The 17,870-nt window shown below is 70.4% G+C and carries 16 protein-coding genes; 9 read left to right on the top strand and 7 right to left on the bottom strand.

Annotated features, from left to right (window positions below; all coding sequences use genetic code 11):
* The first annotated feature begins 167 nt into the window (after positions 1–167).
* The 4 genes from OG446_RS33930 (at position 168) to OG446_RS33915 (ending at position 3,880) form a co-directional block, all read left to right on the top strand.
* Entirely contained in the window at positions 168–887 is a 720-nt protein-coding gene (locus OG446_RS33930; RefSeq protein WP_328897619.1) for a TetR/AcrR family transcriptional regulator, read from the top strand.
* A 67-nt stretch (positions 888–954) separates the two neighbouring features.
* Positions 955–1,464, top strand: a complete 510-nt coding sequence (locus OG446_RS33925; RefSeq protein ID WP_328897618.1) for a DUF4334 domain-containing protein — start codon at positions 955–957, stop codon at positions 1,462–1,464.
* Positions 1,461–2,549 carry an NAD(P)-dependent alcohol dehydrogenase gene (locus tag OG446_RS33920; RefSeq protein WP_328897617.1) on the top strand — a complete coding sequence of 363 codons (1,089 nt, stop codon included), beginning with the start codon at positions 1,461–1,463 and terminating at the stop codon, positions 2,547–2,549. Before OG446_RS33925 ends, OG446_RS33920 begins: the two co-directional genes overlap by 4 nt.
* A 134-nt stretch (positions 2,550–2,683) precedes the next feature.
* Positions 2,684–3,880 carry a TetR/AcrR family transcriptional regulator gene (locus OG446_RS33915; RefSeq protein WP_328897616.1) on the top strand — a complete coding sequence of 399 codons (1,197 nt, stop codon included), beginning with the start codon at positions 2,684–2,686 and terminating at the stop codon, positions 3,878–3,880.
* A gap of 104 nt (positions 3,881–3,984) precedes the next feature.
* Here the strand turns inward: OG446_RS33915 and OG446_RS33910 are convergent, their stop codons facing one another.
* The gene (locus OG446_RS33910) at positions 3,985–5,184 is read right to left on the bottom strand and encodes an oxygenase MpaB family protein (protein ID WP_328897615.1); all 1,200 of its coding nucleotides are present in this window, start codon (positions 5,182–5,184) and stop codon (positions 3,985–3,987) included.
* Between the two features lie 624 nt (positions 5,185–5,808).
* Here OG446_RS33910 and OG446_RS33905 point away from each other — a divergent pair.
* Genes OG446_RS33905 through OG446_RS33885 form a run of 5 tightly spaced genes read left to right on the top strand, consistent with a single transcriptional unit; the run spans position 5,809 to position 9,729 of the window.
* Positions 5,809–5,985, top strand: coding sequence for a hypothetical protein (locus tag OG446_RS33905; RefSeq protein ID WP_187285003.1), 177 nt, complete (start codon positions 5,809–5,811; stop codon positions 5,983–5,985).
* 10 nt (positions 5,986–5,995) lie between these two features.
* On the top strand, positions 5,996–6,688 hold the full coding sequence (locus OG446_RS33900) for a hypothetical protein (protein WP_328897614.1): 693 nt from the start codon (positions 5,996–5,998) through the stop codon (positions 6,686–6,688).
* Positions 6,685–7,707 carry a DUF6895 family protein gene (locus OG446_RS33895; RefSeq protein ID WP_328897613.1) on the top strand — a complete coding sequence of 341 codons (1,023 nt, stop codon included), beginning with the start codon at positions 6,685–6,687 and terminating at the stop codon, positions 7,705–7,707. The genes OG446_RS33900 and OG446_RS33895 overlap by 4 nt, the downstream gene beginning before the upstream one ends.
* A 43-nt stretch (positions 7,708–7,750) precedes the next feature.
* Positions 7,751–8,674 (top strand): DUF6895 family protein, encoded by a 924-nt coding sequence (locus OG446_RS33890; RefSeq protein ID WP_328897612.1) that lies wholly within the window; start codon positions 7,751–7,753, stop codon positions 8,672–8,674.
* On the top strand, positions 8,671–9,729 hold the full coding sequence (locus tag OG446_RS33885) for a serine hydrolase domain-containing protein (protein WP_389260173.1): 1,059 nt from the start codon (positions 8,671–8,673) through the stop codon (positions 9,727–9,729). Before OG446_RS33890 ends, OG446_RS33885 begins: the two co-directional genes overlap by 4 nt.
* 72 nt (positions 9,730–9,801) lie before the next feature.
* On the opposite strand, the gene OG446_RS33880 is transcribed toward OG446_RS33885, so the two are convergent.
* The 6 genes from OG446_RS33880 to rsgA form a co-directional block, all read right to left on the bottom strand.
* Complete coding sequence (locus OG446_RS33880) at positions 9,802–10,278, bottom strand: (2Fe-2S)-binding protein (protein ID WP_328897611.1); 477 nt, start codon at positions 10,276–10,278, stop codon at positions 9,802–9,804.
* 33 nt (positions 10,279–10,311) lie between these two features.
* On the bottom strand, positions 10,312–12,642 hold the full coding sequence (locus OG446_RS33875; protein ID WP_328897610.1) for a molybdopterin cofactor-binding domain-containing protein: 2,331 nt from the start codon (positions 12,640–12,642) through the stop codon (positions 10,312–10,314).
* A 224-nt stretch (positions 12,643–12,866) separates the two neighbouring features.
* Positions 12,867–14,090 carry an oxygenase MpaB family protein gene (locus OG446_RS33870; RefSeq protein WP_328897609.1) on the bottom strand — a complete coding sequence of 408 codons (1,224 nt, stop codon included), beginning with the start codon at positions 14,088–14,090 and terminating at the stop codon, positions 12,867–12,869.
* 544 nt (positions 14,091–14,634) lie between these two features.
* The gene (locus tag OG446_RS33865; protein WP_328897608.1) at positions 14,635–15,393 is read right to left on the bottom strand and encodes a MerR family transcriptional regulator; all 759 of its coding nucleotides are present in this window, start codon (positions 15,391–15,393) and stop codon (positions 14,635–14,637) included.
* A 546-nt stretch (positions 15,394–15,939) separates the two neighbouring features.
* Complete coding sequence (locus OG446_RS33860) at positions 15,940–16,686, bottom strand: SAM-dependent methyltransferase (RefSeq protein WP_328897607.1); 747 nt, start codon at positions 16,684–16,686, stop codon at positions 15,940–15,942.
* 17 nt (positions 16,687–16,703) lie between these two features.
* On the bottom strand, positions 16,704–17,675 hold the full coding sequence (rsgA, locus tag OG446_RS33855) for a ribosome small subunit-dependent GTPase A (RefSeq protein ID WP_443050296.1): 972 nt from the start codon (positions 17,673–17,675) through the stop codon (positions 16,704–16,706).
* Between the last annotated feature and the right edge of the window lie 195 nt (positions 17,676–17,870).

The following is a 17,870-nucleotide window of genomic DNA, read 5'->3' as shown; positions in this document are numbered from 1 at the left end:
ACTCCTCGCACGACAAGAGTTTTTGTGGTCCCATACTGGGAAGCGAGATCGGACCGGGTATGGATCACCCGGCCCTCCTGATCGATCGCTAAGCAGAAGAATGGAGCAGGCTTCGGACTCACGGCCGTACGATGTCGCCGATCGCCGCCCGTCCCGAGGAGAGCCCGTTGAGCACCGAACCCGGCCAGAACACCACGCCTCCGGCGGAGCACTGGCGCTCCTACGAGCCACTCGACCTGCACCCGATCCTGACGCACGCCATGGAGGCCTTCAACGAGCACGGTTACCACGGCACTTCGGTCCGCGACATCGCCGGGCGGGTCGGCGTCACCGTTCCCGCGTTGTACTACCACTACGAGAACAAGCAGGCGCTGCTGGCCACGCTGCTGGAGACGTCCATCAAGGACGTCCTGGACCGGTGCCGGGCCGCGGCCGGGGAGGCCGGGGAGGATCCGCTGGCGCGGCTCTGCGGCATGGTCGAATCAATCGTTCTCTACATGGCGCACCGACAGCAACTGGCCTTCCTGGACACCGAGATCCGCAGCCTGGAACCTCAGAACAGGGCCCGCTACGTCGCCCTGCGCGACTACCTCGAACACATGCTGCTCGACACGGTCGAGGCGGGCCGCGCCCGGGGCGTGTTCACCACACCGATCCCGGCCGACGCGACGCGTTCGGTGCTCGTCATGTGCCAGGGGGTCGCCAACTGGTTCCGCGCGGACGGCCCGCTCACCGCGGAGGAAGTCGCCGAACGCCATGTACTGCTGAGCCTCGGCACCGTGGGCCACCCCGGAGCGGTCAACGGCGACCTCACGTTCCCGTTCTCACAGCGTTCCTCATTCGCGCAGAGCTCCGCCTCCCGGGGTTCCGCCTCGCACACTTCCTGACGATTCACTCCGTGGTCCAGCACCCCCGACGATCCGTGGTTCAACACTCCGACGAGAGGACACCCTCATGAACGAGCACGAGGCCGGCGCCCGGTTCCAGGAGCTCCGGAAGCAGGACGGCCCGGTCGACCCCGCCGAACTCGACGAGATCTGGGCGGCGTTGGCCACCGTCCGTCCCGAGGAGATACTCGGCGAGTGGAAGGGCGGCGAGTTCCGCACCGGTCACCCCCTCGACGGCATGCTGGACGAGGCCGGCTGGTACGGCAAGACGTTCACCTCCGTGCACGACGCCAAACCGCTGATGTGCCGGAACGAGGCGGGTGAGCTGTACTCCAACCGCGAGCTCGGCCAGGGCGAGGCCAGCCTGTGGACCGTCGAGTTCCGCGGCGAGCAGACGGCCACCATGGTGTACGACGGCCGGCCGGTCTTCGACCACTTCAAGCAGGTGGACGACACGACGCTGATGGGGATCATGAACGCCAAGGGGGTCCCCGCCGAGGGCCCCTTCTACTACTTCTTCCTCGAGCTCGCCCCCGAGGCCCCGCAAGGGAGCGCCCGTACCGAAGAGGACGCGTGAGGCGCGTCCGCGCCGCGGTCACCGAGGCGCCGGGGGCGCCGTTCACGGTCCGTGACGCGGACCTGGAGGAGCCTCGGCCGCGCGAGGTGCTGGTGAGGATGGCCGCGGTGGGCGTCTGCCACACCGATCTGGGGATGCGGGACTCCTGGCCCCGCCACCTCACCCCGATGGTCTTCGGCCACGAGGGCGCCGGCCGGGTCGAGGCGGTGGGTGCGGAGGTCACCGGCGTCGCGCCCGGGGACCATGTCTGCCTCACCTTCGCCAGTTGCGGCGCCTGCGAGCAGTGCACCGCGGGCCACCCGGCGTACTGCCACGCGGCGCAGGCCCTGAACTTCTCCGGCGGCCGCGACGACGGCACCACTCCGCTCTCGCTCGACGGCACACCACTGCGCGCCGGCTTCTTCGGCCAGTCCAGCTTCGCCACGCACGCCGTCGTGAACGAACGCGGCGTGGTCAAGGTGCCGTCCGACCTGCCGGCCGCAGTCGCGGCACCGCTGGGCTGCGGCGGGCAGACGGGCGCGGGCACCGTACTCAACCGGCTGCGCCCCGAACCGGGTTCCTCGCTGGTCGTCGTGGGTGCGGGCGGGGTCGGTCTGAGCGCTCTGATGGCCGCGGTGGCCGTGGGCTGCGGCCCGGTGGTGGCCGTCGACCCGGTCGCCTCCCGCCGCGCCCTGGCCGTCGAACTCGGCGCCGCGGCGGCCCTGGCCCCCGGGGACGGGCTGGCGGCGGCGCTCCGCGACCTCACCGGGGGCGGTGCGCACCACGTCGTCGAGACCACCGGCCGCCCGGAGATGGTCCGCCGGGCCGTCGGCGCCCTGCGCCCGCGCGGCGAACTCGCCCTCCTCGGCATGGGCGGTGAGGTGACGTTCGACGTGATGGGCCTGCTCGCCAAGGGCGTCCGGGTCCACGGAGTGATCGAGGGCGACTCCGATCCCGGCCGCTTCATCCCCGAGCTGGCCGGCCTCCACAGGCGCGGCCTCTTCCCGATCGACCGGCTGGTCACCACGTTCCCGTTCGAGGACATCGGAGCGGCCGTGGCCGCCATGCGGGACGGCAGTGCGGTGAAGCCGGTCCTCACCTTCTGACCGGCCGCGCGGCGGCAGGGCAGCGGCGCACGGCGGCTGCTTCGCAGCACCACCAAGTGATGCCGGAGTCACATCGCGTCCGGTCCGGGTCGAGGCAGCCCGGCCTTCTGGGGGCGTGTGATTGACTGATCCGCATGGCTTCCGCCTCCCGATCCCCCCGTTCGGCCGCGCCCGCCGACCGGACCGCGGCCACCCGGCCCCGCAACCGCAGGCAACTCATCATCGAGGCGGCCGGGCGGGTGTTCAGCGAGCGCGGCTACCACACGACATCCATGGAGGAGGTCGCCGCAGGCGTGGGCATCACCGCCGCCGCCCTGTACCGGCACTTCCCGAACAAGTACGCACTGTTCGCCGAGTGCGCCGACGTCATGGTGGACGGACTGGTCGCCGCGCTGGACGAGGTGCCGTCCGATGCGGCCCTGACGGAGGTGCTCACCGCGATCACCCGGATCACCGTCGCGCACCGCGCGTCGGGCGGCGTGTACCGGTGGGAGGCCCGCTACCTCAGTCACGAGGACCGCCGGCGCCTCGCGGCGAAGTTCGGTCACCTCGTCGAGCGCGTCGACGAGGCGGTGCAGCGCGAGCACCCGCTGCCGGACGAGCGCCTGCGCGCCGTCGCGGCCCTCGGTGCGATCGCGTCCATCACCATGCATCACACCTCCATCGCCCAACGCCGGGCCGAGGAACTGCTGCTGGCGTCCGCGCTGCGCGTGGTGGCGAGCGATCCCGCGGCGGGCCGGCCGGGTACGCACCCCGTCGAACTGCCCGCCCAGCCGGTGCCGCGCACACGGCGCGCGGAGATCCTCGCGGCATCCATCCCCTTGTTCGCCCGGGACGGATTCGCCAGCGTCACGAACGGACAGATCGCGGAGGCGGTGGGACTGACCCCGTCCGCGCTCTACCGCCACTACCCCGGCAAGATCGACATCCTGGCGGCGGCATGCCTCCAGGCAGCGGGACTTCTGGCCCAGGGTGTGGAACAGAGTCTGCGCGAGGTGCGCGACCCCTCCGCCGCCATCGTCGCGCTGGCGGCGACGTACGTGGCCTACAGCTTTGAGTACACCGAGCTCAACAGCGTCGCCGAGGCCGAGGTCGCCGGCTTGCCGGCCGGCCTGCGACGGCCCCTGGTGCTCGCACAGCGCGAACACATCGCCGTCTGGGAGCAGCAACTGCGATTGGCCTGCCCGGAGTTGGATCCACGCCAGGCCCGGGTGCTGGTGCATGCGGGGTTCGGCGTGGTGGTCGAGGCGGGACGCGGACTGCGGTGGCAGGACAGCGCCGGCAACCGTGAGGCCGTGACCGCACTGGTCGTGGGGGCCCTGGGGCTCTGAACGGGCATCGCGACCGCGCACGCGGCCAAGGCGCACGGCACCTCGGTGCCCGCACCTTGACGCAATCCGTCGCGGGGCGGGCACCAGGGGATCGGATCGGCGGCTCAGTCCTTCCTGTTCCCGGTGGGGATCGTGATGGGGGTAGTGGTTCCGGAGTCGCCCTTGTTGAGGAACAGCATGCCCAGGGCGCGCACCATCTGGTCGATCGCGTAGAAGGTCCCGGGCATGACGGGCGACAGCCCCTCACGGAACAGGATGTACGCCGGCCATGCGGTGCGGACCAGGCCCGCCGCCACATAGTCGCGCTTCAGGCCCAGCCAGTCCCCGACCTGGTCGCTGAGGACGTAGCGTACGAACTCGTTCAGGAACCCGCGCGTGACGCCGAGGTCGATCTGCGCGGTCAGGCCGAGCAGTTCCTCGGCCAGCGCGATGCCCTCGGTCGTCGGGGTGAGGATCGGCGTGAGCACCTTCGCCGACTGCGCTTCCGCGGCCGCCCAGGTCTGCGGAATGTACTGGTCCGGCACACCGAGCAGATGGACGGCGACCTGCCACGAGTGCAGGAACGCCTCCTGGTCCGCGACCGGGTACTTGATCTTCCAGTCGAGCAGTTTCCTGTGTACGTAGGTGCCGAGGCTGTGGAAGGTGACCAGGATGTCGGCGGCGCTGATCGGGATGGTCTCGTCGGCGACCGCCTTCCAGTGCGGTGACTGCGGCAGCAGGTGACGCACCGCGGCGTGCACCACGCGCGTCTTGTTGGCCGTGACGATGAACTGCCCCTCCGGCTCGAACGCCTTCAGCTGGGACAGGTCGTAGCCGAACGTGAACGTCTTGGCCGCGCGGTCCTGCATGTCGGAGCCGCCCGCGGCCCAGTAGACGCTCTTGGCCTCACGCGGGATCACGGTGCTCATGATTCCGCTGCCGAGGCCGTACAGCATGAAGAGGTAGAGGTCCCTGCGACGATTGAAGTCGGCGGCGCGGGTCAGCTTGGCGGGGTCGGCCCAGGAGGGCAGCTTGTTGACCTGCCGCAGGTACGCGGTGAAGTCGGCCGGCATGCCGGCGGGCAGCGGGTCGTTGTTGTTCACCCACGACCCCCACGCGGTGTTGATCGCGGGTACATGACCGTTCTCGAGCATCGAAACCATCAGAGGGTCCGCTGCCTCGTCCCAGATCCACTCCGGGCCGGTCCCCGCGGCGGCCCCGGCGTCCGAGCCCATCGACGCCCATGCCTGGACGGGGCTCGTGACGCCCACGAGGCCGAGTGCGACGCCGAGGGAGAGAACCCCTCGCCTGCTGAGATTGTCCATTGACTTACCTGCTTCCCTGAGGGGTCAGTCGGCCCTAGTTTTCTTCGCAGACTTGCCAGTTGTGCGACCGATGCGTGGCGAACACCCGTCGCACAGATGTGATTTTCGATTAACATAGCGAGCTACGTTGCTGTCGGCAATGGCGGTGACCGAAGGACCGGCGCCCGCAGGCAGCGCGGCGCCCCGGCCGGACCGGGAGCGGCGACAGCCGGAGCGCCGGTCAGCCGGAGCAGCTCGCCGCCACAGGGCCACAGGGCCGCCCATCGGGCCGCCGCGGGGCGACGGAGGGCGTCGCCCCGCCGCACACCCGGCCGACAGACCCGGCCCCGCACAAACACCAGCGGATCCTCTTTGACGCTTCCACCGGAGGTAACCCCAATAGCGCGGCGCCCGACCGTCCGGGCGCACGCCCTGACACGCTGAATGCGCCCCGCGCACCACCCCACACCCTGCGCAGGAAATACAGATAACACCAGGTCAGAGCTGCACAACGATCCAGTGAATTCATCATTCAATTAAATACAGAAATTCCCTGAGAGCTCCGTCTGATTTGCGGGTTCGCATTCCGTGCATTCCACTCGGAACGTACGGCAACCCCATTTCCCACAGGACGGGGCAACACCCATGTACACCACAGAATCCACTGCCACCGACATCGAGCTCGACCTCGACGAGGCGCTCAACCCGGGCGAGGCCGAAGGCTTCTACCGCGACTCCCGCGAGTGCGCGTATCTCGCCCTCCTCGGAGGCGGCTCGGCACTGCTGCTCTCGCCGCCGACCCCCCGCCCGAAGAAGGGCTAGTCGGCAGCAAATGGACCAGTCACATGCTTCGTCCCCCCTCGCGGGTGCCGTGCATGACCTGGCAACAGAGGTGGTCCTCGCTCTTCGGAGCGGGGACCACCTCGCCACGGTTTGCGGCGCGGCCGGAATCGACGAGGACAACCGGACGGGAATCGCCGCGGTACGCGTCATCGGTGCCGATCTGCTTCTGCCCAGCGTGCTGCACGGGCGCAATCCGCATCCCGGAGACATCGCCGTTCTCCAGCGCGCCGTGCGGGAGTTCCCGCCCCGGCCCGACGCCTCCGACGCTGCCGTCTGGAGCCACTGGGGCATGATGTCGGCCCTGCACCGGACCGCGTCGGCCGGCGCCCCCGGCACCGACGAGCCGAATGCCGCATGGCTCGAACGGACACCCTGGCAAGCCTTCACCCATCAACTCTCCGTACTGGCCCCGCTCGCCGTCCCCGCCGCCTCGTCGGCGGTGCACCGGGCCGCCGCCCACCGGGTCGTGGACCTGTCCCGGGGGTTCGTCCGCGCGGTGCGGCGGCGCAACTGGCTCCAGGCGGCGGGCGCCGGCCGCTGGCTGGCCGGGCTCGACGGCAGGCCCGACAGCCTGGGCCTGGACCGCGGGCTCGACTTCGTCGAGCTCATGGGCGGCGCGGACCCCCGGGTCGCGTTGCACGTACGGGCGGCCCGGCTGACGGCCGAGGGGCGGGCGCGGTGACGGCGTCGGTGGCCACCGCCCCCGGCGGTACGACGGGCACGGCGCTGTCCGTCCTGCCCGCCGTACTGCACGGGGCGCTCGGCTGGGCCGACGCCCACCGGGCGGGCTTCGTGCTCCCCCCGGACGTACTGGAGCCGCACACCCAGGTCAACCGCACCCTCAAACCCCTCGGCGAACTGGCCCAGCTCTGCACCACGATCCGCCGCAGCACCGCCCCGGACACTCCCGAACACCGGACGGCCGGGGCCCTCATCACGTTCGCGTGGGACCAGGTGCACGCGGGCGACCTGCTGCTGGAACTGCTGCGCGGTGAGCCCTTCGCCGCGTATCCGTACGAGATCTACGCCGCCTTCGCCGGATACGGACTGCGCAACGAGGGCTTCGAGCGTCTGGCCGGGACGCTCTCCGCGACCAGGGGCTGGGCCCACACCGAGCAGCAGTCCAACCGGGAGCTGGGGCTGATCAACTCGGAGCGGCGGGTCGGCACCGCCCCGCACGCCGACGCCGGTGAGGTCCTCGCGCGCACCTGGCTGGGCGGGCTGTCCGAACCGTGGATGTTCGAGGGGCCTTCCGGCTACGCGCTGACCCACACCGTCTTCCACATCACGGACTGGTGCTGTCTTCCCGAGCGGATGCCCGCCCACATCGACACCTATCTGCGGGCCTGGCTGCCGCCCTGGATCGACGGCTGTCTGGAGAGCCTGCAGTGGGACCTGACCGGCGAACTGCTCGCGGTCGCCGCGGCCCTGCCCGGGCCGCCGCCCACCGAGCTGCTGGACGCGGCCTGGCCCGCGCTCGCCGCGGCGCAGGCCCCGAGCGGTGCCGTACCGGAGACGGGCCCCACTGTCGCCCCGGCGCAGGCGCCGCAGGAAGCGGCCTCAGCGGGCAACGCCGGCCAGGAGCCGGACCCGTACCCCTTCCTCGCCTGCTACCACTCCACCCTGGTGACCGCGTTCGCCGCCGCGCTGTCCCTGAAGCGGCTCACCACTCACCAGGCGGAGAACGGGGCCGGCCAATGAGACACACAGGCCTTCGCACCAGGCGCACGAAGGGAATTGCCGCATGAACGGCATCCAGCAGGTCCATGACGTGGGCGCGCGGGCCCTGGGATGGCTGTACGAGCACCGGGCAGGATTCAGGCTGGACGACGACCCGCCGCCCGAGGTGGGTGTCCTGGACCGGTTCAAGCCGCTCGGCGAACTGGCGCTCATCAGCAAGGTCATCTTCCGGGAAGGGGTGGCGGGCTCCCGGCAGGCCGCCCTGGCACGCAAGCTCCTCGACCACGCCTGGCACGAACTGCTGGGCTCGGGAAGCCGACTGGTGGACGGCCAGCGGCGCGAACCGCTCTGTCCCGTACCGATGGAGGTCTACGTACCCTTCCGGGAGCTGGGCTTCCGGGAGCCGTCCCTGGAGGCGGCCGTCCGGCTGAACCACCGGTTGAGCAGCTGGGGCGCGCTGGAGGTCGTACCGGTACGCCGACTCGGACTCAGCGCCATGGAGCGTCGCTTCGGACTGGAGCCGAGCATGCCGGTCGACGAGGCGTACCGGCGCACCTGGCTGTCCCGGCGGCCCGAGCCCTGGACGGTCGAGGGCAATATCGGCTACGACATCACCCACACGGTCTTCCATCTGACCGACTGGGGCGCGAATCCGGCCGGGCTGCCCGCCGACGTGGCGGACTACCTCGCCCAGTGGCTGCCGGTGTGGCTGGACGACTGGCTCGACCTGGGCCGCTGGGACCTGCTGGGCGAACTGCTCGTCGTGGACGCCTGCCTCCCGGAGCCGACTCTCGATCCGGCGGCCTGGGAGGGATTCGCCGGCGCCCAGCAGGCGGACGGGGCGATGCCGGTGATGGGCGGCATGCCGGAAGGTGACGAGGAGTCCGTCTTCGACCTCGTCTACCACCCCACGCTGGTGGCGGCGTTCGCTTCGGCACTGGCCCTGTCCCGCGCCCTGTCGGACCTCGCCGCCCCGGCCCCCGCGTGACGGCCCCGCAGGAGGCCCGCCGGCCCTCCGCCGAGCGTCCCTCCCGGGGCGACGACGAGAGGGCCGGCCTGCTGGCCGATGCGGCCAGGACCATCGACGCACCCGACCTCGTGATCGCGCTCAGCCACCGGGCCCGGCGCACCTACCGGCTCGACGCAGGCATGCGGCCGGGCGAAGCACCCCGTTACGAGCTCGGTTCCGCGTCCAAGCCCTTCACCGGGCTGCTCCTGGCCGCACTCGTCGCGGCGGGCCGCCTGCGGTACGAGGACTCGGCGGCCGAACTGCTGGCCCCCGGCCACCCGGTGCACCCCTCGGTGCGCGCCATCACCCTGCGCCATCTGATCACCCACACCTCGGGGCTCCCCGCGCTGCCGGCCGATTTCTACCCGCAGGCGCTGCCCCGGTGGTCAACCGCGCCCTACAGCCGCTACCCGGCCGACCGCGTCGTCCGGGCCTTTCTCCGTGCCCGCCCGCGCCACCGGCCGGGCACGCGCTGGCACTACTCGAACTTCGCGGTCTCCGTACTCGGCCACACCCTTGCCGCCGCCACCGGTACGCCCTGGGAGACGCTGCTCCGGCAGGAGGTACTGGACCCGCTCGGCCTCCACGGCACGCGGCTGCGCCCGAGCCCCGGGGCCGGCGACGCCGTGGGGCACCGGCGCGACGGCAGACCGCTGCCCGCGCTGGACACCGGCGGCTTCAACGCCGCCGGAGCGGTCCGGTCGACGCCCCAGGACCTGCTCACGTTCCTGGAGGCGCACCTCCCGGAAACGGCCGCGCCCACGCACCCGCCGGCCGCCGCGTTCTCGGACGTACGCCGCCCGCTGCTGCGGCGCGGAGTGCGGCACGCCCACACGCACACGCTCACCTGGTTCCGCCACCCGTCACCGCGCGGCCCGGTCCTCTTCCACGCGGGAGCCACGCTCGGACAGCAGATGTTCCTCGGCTTCCGCCCGGACACGGGTACGGCGGTGGCGGCGATGTGCACCCGGCGGGTGCACAGGGCGGACCCGTTCATCGCGACGGTCCACGAGCTGCTGACGGAGAAGCTCTGACGGCACGGGCGCGATCCGTACGGACCGGCCCGGTGACCTCCGGGAGTGGAGGTCGTGGCACTCCGATGCCCTTCACATCATCGCGGCACCTGCCTTGATCGCTTCCCGGATACGGAAGTAGGTCCCGCAGCGGCAGATGTTGCGGATGCCGTCCAGGTCGGTGTCGGTGATCTCGCGGCCCTCCGCCGCCGCACGACGGACGACAGCGACTGCGGCCATGATCTGGCCGGGCTGGCAGTAGCCGCACTGGGCCACGTCCTGGTCCAGCCAGGCCTGCTGCATCGGGTGCAGGTCCGCACCCGCCGTGGCCGCCAGCCCTTCGATCGTGGTGACCTCGTCCGTCGGTTCCAGGTTCCCCACCGGGATCGCGCAGGGGTTGACCGCCTTGCCGTTCAGGTGGCTGGTGCACGCCTTGCAGACGTTGATGCCGCATCCGTACTTGGGGCCGGTGACGCCCAGGAGGTCACGCAGGACCCACAGCAGGCGTTCATGATCGGCGGCGTCGACGGTGACCTGCTCGCCGTTGAGCCGGAATGTGTGTTCGGGCATGGGGTTCCTTCCCGCCGGTTGGCACGTGGCGGATCAGTAGGCGTGGTCCAGACCGTCGGTCGGGGACTGTGGGACGGGCGGCACCGTCGGTTTGGGCTCGAAGGAGAGCGTGCCGTGGTTGATGGGGAACGTGGTCGGCATCGTGCCGGTGGCCCGGCCGTAGGCGCAGGCGACCGCGGCCATGGAAGCGGCGACGCCCAACTCCCCCGCACCACCCGGCTTTCCGCCGGTGTCCGGCATGATGATGATGTCGAGCTCGGGTGGCGTGTTCCACTGCCGGGTGTAGAAGTAGTTGTCCCAGCTGGCCTCCAGGAAGTACCCGTCACGTACGTGCAGGCCGGCGGTCAGGGTCTGGGCGATGCCGTCCATCAGACAGCCCATCATCTGGGCTTCGAGGCCCCGGGGATTGATCGCCAGGCCTACGTCGACGGCACAGACGGCCTTGGTGACGCGGGGCCCTGTGACGCCGTCGCGGACGGGACGGTTGATCGTCCCGGGCCGGCAGTCGATCTCCACCAGTACGGCGCTGACGCCGTGGTACTCGGTCTGCAGCGCGATTCCCTGCGCGGTACCGGCGGGCATCGCACGCCCCCAGTTCCCCGCCGCTGCGACCCGCTCAAGTGCCGCCCGGGCACGGGCGTCGCCGAGGAATGCGCGACGGAAGGCGTAGGGGTCCTTCCCCATCTTCCCCGCGAGCCGGTCGACGATGAGTTCCCTGGCGCAGGTGACGTCGGGGCCGTAGACGTTGCGCATGCTGCCGGTGTTGAAGCTCTTGTCGGTTTCGTTGAGCAGTTGGCTGTCGACGCCGAAGTTGTACGGCATCGAGCGGGAGAGCTGGAAGTACGTCTCGGAGAAGGTGAGATCGCCCACCGGCAGCTTGGCCGCCATGGCGGTGACGATCTCGCCGAACCCGTGGCCGAAGTCCGTGGCGACGCTGGTGTGCCGTTGTGTGTAGCCGAGCACGGTGTTGCCGACGTAGGCGACGCGCACGCGCGAGGTCGACATCGGGTGGGTGCGACCCTGGCGTGAGTCGTCTGCCCGGTGCCACATGAGCCGTACGGGCTTGCCGATCTTCTTCGACACCTCGACGGCCTCCAGCGTGGCGTCGAAGAACAGCTTGCGCCCGAAGGAGCCTCCGCCCTCCGCGACATGCACGGTCACCGCGCTGAGGGGAAGCGCCAGCTTGGCCGCGATCGTCTGCTGGGCGACGATCGGCGACTTCAGGCTCGCCCAGACCTCCGCGCGGCCGGGGCGTACGTCTGCGATCGCGCAGTTGGGCTCCAGCGCACTGTTGCTGCGGAAGTGGAAGACGAATTCGTTCTCCAGGGTCTGCGCCGGCAGTGGGCGCGGACCGAGCGGCAGTTCGGCGGCACGCAGCTCCTTGAGCACGGTGTCGTCGGACTTGCCCTGGGCGGTTCCGGGTTTCCAGGCCACTCGCAGGGCCCGTACCGCATCGATGCACTGCCCGAAGGTCCGTGCCCGCACCGCCACTCCGGTCGAGATCACCACGGCGTCGGTGACACCCGGCATGCCGAGGATCTCGTCGAGATTGGCCACCGAGCCGACCTTGCCGTTGATGGTCGGCGGCCGGCACACCATCGTCGGCAGGGCATCGGGCACTGCGAGGTCCAGTGTGAACTTCTTACGGCCGGTGACTGCGGCGAGCGCGTCGATCCGGCCGCGCGGCGTGCCGATGACGGTGAACTCATCACGCGCCTTCAACTCCACCGATACCTGCCGGGTACTGCCCCCGGCGGCCTTGCCGGCCAGGGCGCCGATACCGATGCTGCGGCCCGCGCCGTCGGTGACGACTCCGGCCCTCCACGTGAGCTCGCCGACGGATGAGCGGAGTTCGGTGGCTGCTGCCTGCATCAGGCGGCCCCGGGCGACGGCCGCGGCGACCCGGACCGGGGTGTAGGTGGCCATGGTGGTGTTCGAGCCGCCGGTGAGCTGGTTGAAGACCAGTTCCGGCCGGGCGTCGGCCAGGGTCACTCGTACCCGGTCCAGGGGAACATCCATCTCCTCGGCGATCAGCATGGCTGTCGACGTGGTGATGCCCTGTCCCACCTCGGCACGTGGCAGTGCCAGGGCCACGGTGCCGTCCGTCTCCACCGTGACCGTGATCAGGCCCGAGGTCGGCAGCGCCGCCGCGGTCATCAGGTCGTTGAGGTCGACCAGCGCCGTGAGCTCCGCCGAGGGAATTCCGTCCGCCGCGGCTTTCGGCGCCGTACCGATCTCGGCCGCGGTCATGAGAGTCGGGGCCGCGAGAACGTACCCGAGGAACCGGCGCCGGCCCACCGAGCCTGCTCCGGACTGCGGAGGTTCCCCCGGCCCAGGTCCGGCCCGGCGGTCAGTGCTCTTCATCGGCAGCGCCCCTCCCCCTACCTCCATGAGCCCGATACGGGCCTCGCGTGTCGTTCTGCCTGCTGCACGTTCTCGTCGATATGCCCATGGGCGCGGCTCGGCTCCGTGGTGGGTGCTGACGGGTGACGGGTCGAAGGCTGCCGGCAGCGGTGCGGGTACCGCACCGCTGCCGGCAGCAGTACCGGTTCAACGGCGCGGGCCGGTGCCGCGCGGAAGCGGTTGGGTCACGACGGACGGTTCATGTCCGGGATGTCGATGGCGATCGGGCTGGCCTCGGAGAGGAAGAGCAGGACGAACCGGCGGATGGCCTCCTCCAGAGTCCAGGCGATCCCCGGGATGACGGGGAAGGAGATGAGTCCTTCCCTGAAGGCCACCAACAACGGCCAGGCCGTGGCGATGAGCGGTTGCAGGAGGGGCTCCCTGGACAGACCGATCATGTCGCCGACCCGGTCGCTGAGCGTGTACCTGGAGAACGCGCTGATCAGAGGGCGCGTCAGACCTGCGTCGATCTCCGCCACGATGTCCAGGAGGACCTCGGTCAGTGCCTCCCCTTCGTCGGTGCGGGCCAGGATCGGGTCTAGGACCTGCTTGGACTGGGCGTTGGCCGCGTCCCAGCTGACGGGGATGTACTCGTCCCGTACGCCGAGCATGTGCGCGGTCACCTGCCACACGTGCAGGTAGGCATCCGCGTCGGCGGTGCTGACCTTGACGCCCCAGTCCTTCAGCTTGCGCATGACGAACGTGGCCAGGCTGTGCCAGGTGACCAGGATGTCCGCCTGACTGATCGGGATCGTCTGGCCACCGCTGGTCTGCGGCCAGGACGGGGACTGCGGAAGCAGATGCCGCACGGCGGCGTGCACCATCCGCGTCTTCACGGTCGTCACGATCATCGAGCCCTGCGGCAGGTACGCGTACAGGTCCCCGACGTCGTAACCGAGTTTCGCGGTCTTGGCGATGCGGTCCTTCATGTCCGCGCCGCCCTTGGAGTAGTAGACCGCCCGCGCCTCACGGGGAATGGCGGTGCTCAGCATGCCGCTGCCGAGCCCGTACAGGGCACCGACGTAGATCCCCTTGGTCTTGCTGAACTTGGAGGCGCGGTCGAGCTTGGTCCTGTCCGCCCAGGACGGCATCCGGCGGGCGTACTCCATGAACTCCCGCACATCACCGGGGAGCCCGTCGGGCAGCGGCTGGTCGTTGCGGGTCCACTGCTTCAGCAGCCTGTTGACGTTGGGCACATCACCACGTTCGATCACAGCGGCGAGGACCGGGTCCGCCTCGTCGTCCCATACCCATTCCGGATCGACACCCGCTCCCGCGCCCGCCACTGAACCCGCGGGTGACCAGGTCCACAGGGACCGGGCACTGGCCGGCGAGGCCGCACTCAGCGCCCCCATGGCTCCCAGGGCCCCGCCCGCCAACAACATCTTTCGTCTGCTCGGATTGTCCATTGCGTCGAACTCCTCCGTGAGACCTGTAGCTCTGCTGTCACGCAGTCGCTTTGATACGGTGAAACTGTTCGAGCACCTATGACTCACCAGGGGAGCACAAGCACAGCGCGAACGCCAGGGTCCGAACGGAATCAGGAAGACTGCCGAGGAACCTGTCCAGTCGGGCCCGCGGGGCCTGCGGGGCGCCGTCCGGTCCTGCGGCGTCGCGCAGCTTCGGCTCCTGAGCTGCGCAGGGGCGCCTCGGCGATCACCCGCCCACGGCCAGCCGCAGACACCGCCGAGGCGATCCGGCCGGACTCCTCGCGACACCGGAGGCGCCGACTGCTGCCGGGACTTGCCGGCGCCGAACTCCGACCAGCACCCGGGAATGACCAAGGGCCGGTTTCGGATTGCTCCGAATCCGGCCCTGATCTACCCCGTTGGACCGGAAGCCGAGGACGGGCAGCACCTCACTCGGCAGTGAAATGCCGGGCAAGGTGCTACCTGCCGGTTCGGCGGGTCGACTGTTTCCGCGGGCTGGTCCGTGCGGCGGCCCGGCCCTGGGTCAGCTGAGCCGGGTGGTGGCGTACGCCTCGATGGCGTCGCGCTGGTACGCGGCCAGGCCGGGTGCGATCGCCTCGTACGCGGCGCGCCAGGCGTCGTTGTCCACGCAGGAGCGTCCGATGGCGCGGTATTCCTCGGCGGAGACGGTTCGCAGCTGGGCCAGGGCCCGGTACTGCGCGTCGATCTCGGCCTGTACCGGCTCGGCGTCGGCCGGTTGCTCGGCGGCCATCAGCTCCGCCAGCCGGATCATCTGCGCGGTGCGCTCGCGCTGCCCGGCCTCGATGTCCTGCGGGGTCATCACGGCGACCCTGCGGGCGACTTCCTCAGCGTGCTCGGGGAAGCCGTGCAGACTCTCCTGGTACTGGGAGGGCTGGATACCCTCGAACAGGTTCTCCGGTCGGTTGACAGTCATGGGGTTGCCGTCCTTTCTGGACTGTTCCAGATCGGCGATCGTGCGGGAGACGGTGCCTGCCAGGGCATCGAGCCGGTCCCGCTCGGCCAGCAGCCGCCGGTGGTGGCCGCGCAGAGCGTCCACCTCGTCGACCTGTTCAGCCAGGATCCGGCCGACCTCGGGAAGCCCTACGCCCAGCGCCCTCAGCACGAGGATCTGCTGCAGCCGCAGCAGCTGGTGCTCCTCGTAGTAGCGGTGGCCGTTGGACCCGATCCGGGCAGGCGGCAGCAGGCCGACCTCGTCGTAGTGCCGCAGGGTCCGGGCGGTCACGCCCGACATCCGAGCGACCTCCGCGATAGGCCAGTCCATCGCTGTCTCCCTCACGATCGCGTCACCGGGCCGGTTTCTCCGGCCCTGCTCAGGACGGTAGAAGCTGCCGCAGCGGCAACCGCAACCCCGCACCCAGACTCACCCGGATCAAGAACGGATGCTGCCGAAACTCGTGAACACTGCGCTGCGGCCCTTGCTGCCCGGTGCCTCCCGGACCGCGGTCAAAGCGCTGCCCTCTCCCGTGGACAGAGCCAGCTGAGAAGCGAAGACCCCAGCGGACATGTCGAAGGGGGCCAACCACATGGTTGGACCCCTTCGACATGTCGTTCACCGCATCAGCACCCTGCTCCGCCACTCCCGTAGGCGCGGGCAATCCTGCGTCTCCAGAAGGGCAGCCCGTTGTGGCCGCCAGCCTCTGGCGCGAGATCCCGGGCAGCGAGCTCTTTCAGAGTGGCCACCGATCGGGTGACAGGCCGGCCTTCCGCTCGGAGGCGGAAGATACCGGTCCGCCGTTGCCGGGACGATGACGTGTCCCGTGCGGTGCCCGGACGGTGTGACGTCCGGGCACCGCACGGGACGGGAGGGTCAGCGCTTCATGAGGGCGAAGACTCCCCAGCCGAGGTACTCACGCCCGTAGCGCGCGTAGTGGGCGGGCTCGGTGGTGAGCTCCTCCCGTACCTCGGGGGCCATGTCGTCGTCCGGGTTCCCGTCGAGCCAGCGGCGCATGCTGAGCCACTGGGCGGCGGCGTAGCGGTCCCAGCTGTCCTGATCGGCCAGCATCATTTCCACGACGTCGTATCCGAGGTCCTGGAACTGCCCGATCAGGCCGTGGAGTTCCAGGAAGTCAGCGATGGAGGTGGCGTGGCACGCCTTGGCGGTCTCCTCGTCCGGAGGGGTCCGCCGCCAGAACGGCTCGCCGATCAGCATCATCCCTCCGGGGCGGAGGCTGCGCTCCAACAGTTCGACCGTTCCGGCGACGCCGTTGCCGATCCAGGTAGCGCCGACGCAGGCGGCCAGGTCGACCGGCCGGTCCGCGACGTGGCCGGCGGCGTCGCCGTGCACGAACTCGACCCGGTCGGCGACGTCGAGTTCGGCGGCGCGGGCCCGGGCCTGCTCGGTGAAGAGGCTGCTGATGTCCACGCCCGTGCCCGAGAAGCCCAGGCCGCGTGCCCAGGTGCACAGCATCTCGCCCGAGCCGCTCGCCAGATCGAGCACCTGGGTCCCGGCGGGGAGGCGGAGCGATGCGCCCAGGGTGGCGAACTTGTCCGCGGTCAGCGGGTTGTGGATGCGGTGGCCGCTCTCGCGGATGGTGAAAATGCGGGGAAGGTCCACGTCCGGATTCCTTTGCGTCATGCCTTGAAGTTCGGAGATTGCTTGAGGGCGCGAATGTTGCGCGAGATCTGCTTCCTCGGCCGTTCCAGCTCGGCGCGCAGCCGCGCGTCGGTGCGGGAGGCGGCATGGGTGTTCTCGCGCTGCAACCGGTGGTAGCTGTCGAGGCGCCGCTCGTTGAGGCGGCCGTCGTCGACGGCGGCCAGCACGGCGCAGCCCGGTTCAGTGGTGTGGGCGCAGTTGCCGAAGCGGCAGTCCGTCGCCAGTTCGGTGATCTCGGCGAAAGTCTGGTCGAGGCCCTTGTCCGCGTCGTGCAGGCCGACGCCGCGCAGGCCCGGCGTGTCCAGCAGGACCCCGCCGTGGGGCAGTGGCAGCAGCTCCCGCCAGGCGGTGGTGTGCCGGCCCTTGCCGTCGCTGTCGCGCACGGCACCGGTGGCCAGGAGGTCCTCGCCCAGCAGACGGTTGCCGAGGGTGGACTTGCCCGCGCCCGATGGCCCGAGAAGGACGACCGTGCCCGCCAGTACGGCGGTGAGGACGTCCAGGCCCTCGCCGGTGGAGGCACTGGTGACCAGCACTTCCACGCCCGGCGCGACCTCGGCCACCTCGGCCGCCGCCCGCTGGGTGTCCACGCATCGGTCGGCCTTGGTGAGCACCACCACGGGTGTGGCGCCGCTGTCCCAGGCCAGGGCGAGCATCCGCTCGATCCGCCCGTGCCTGAGCGGGTCGGCGAGCGAGACGGCAACCGCCACGGTGTCGACGTTCGCGGCCAGTACCTGGGCGTGGGAGGTGCGCGAGGAGGTGGCGCGGACCACGGCGGTCCGGCGCTCCAGCACCTCCACGACGGTGGCGGTGCCGGCCGGCCGGACGGCCACCCAGTCACCGGTACACGGCGTCAGCCGGTCACTGATGCCTGAGCCTGCGGAGGGCAGGGCCATCGCGCGGACGGGGCCGGTCTCGGCGACGACGTCGCACAGACCGCGCTCGGCCCGCACCACACGGCCCGGGATCAGTCCCTCGTCCCTCGACGGACCGAAGGACCGCTCACGCTCCGTGTCCCAGCCGTAGTCGACCAGAGTCAGGACGCGCGAAGGAGATGGATGTGATGGGAGTGAGCAATGGTGTGGGTGAAACACTTGAAGAGACCCTTGAGAGGGGGTCCCGCCGGACGTCAGACGTGCCGGAACCAC

This window comes from Streptomyces sp. NBC_00236 (assembly GCF_036195045.1).
Taxonomy (GTDB): domain Bacteria; phylum Actinomycetota; class Actinomycetes; order Streptomycetales; family Streptomycetaceae; genus Streptomyces.
This window is presented reverse-complemented; position numbering and strand designations above follow the sequence as displayed.

Bases quoted from the DNA above. Each gene is read 5' to 3' on its own strand.
- OG446_RS33925 (WP_328897618.1), top strand. From the start codon at position 955: ATGAACGAGCACGAGGCCGGCGCCCGGTTCCAGGAGCTCCGGAAGCAG.
- OG446_RS33915 (WP_328897616.1), top strand. From the start codon at position 2,684: ATGGCTTCCGCCTCCCGATCCCCCCGTTCGGCCGCGCCCGCCGACCGG.
- OG446_RS33910 (WP_328897615.1), bottom strand. From the start codon at position 5,184: ATGGACAATCTCAGCAGGCGAGGGGTTCTCTCCCTCGGCGTCGCACTC.
- OG446_RS33905 (WP_187285003.1), top strand. From the start codon at position 5,809: ATGTACACCACAGAATCCACTGCCACCGACATCGAGCTCGACCTCGAC.
- OG446_RS33900 (WP_328897614.1), top strand. From the start codon at position 5,996: ATGGACCAGTCACATGCTTCGTCCCCCCTCGCGGGTGCCGTGCATGAC.
- OG446_RS33890 (WP_328897612.1), top strand. From the start codon at position 7,751: ATGAACGGCATCCAGCAGGTCCATGACGTGGGCGCGCGGGCCCTGGGA.
- OG446_RS33880 (WP_328897611.1), bottom strand. From the start codon at position 10,278: ATGCCCGAACACACATTCCGGCTCAACGGCGAGCAGGTCACCGTCGAC.
- OG446_RS33875 (WP_328897610.1), bottom strand. From the start codon at position 12,642: ATGAAGAGCACTGACCGCCGGGCCGGACCTGGGCCGGGGGAACCTCCG.
- OG446_RS33870 (WP_328897609.1), bottom strand. From the start codon at position 14,090: ATGGACAATCCGAGCAGACGAAAGATGTTGTTGGCGGGCGGGGCCCTG.
- OG446_RS33865 (WP_328897608.1), bottom strand. From the start codon at position 15,393: ATGGACTGGCCTATCGCGGAGGTCGCTCGGATGTCGGGCGTGACCGCC.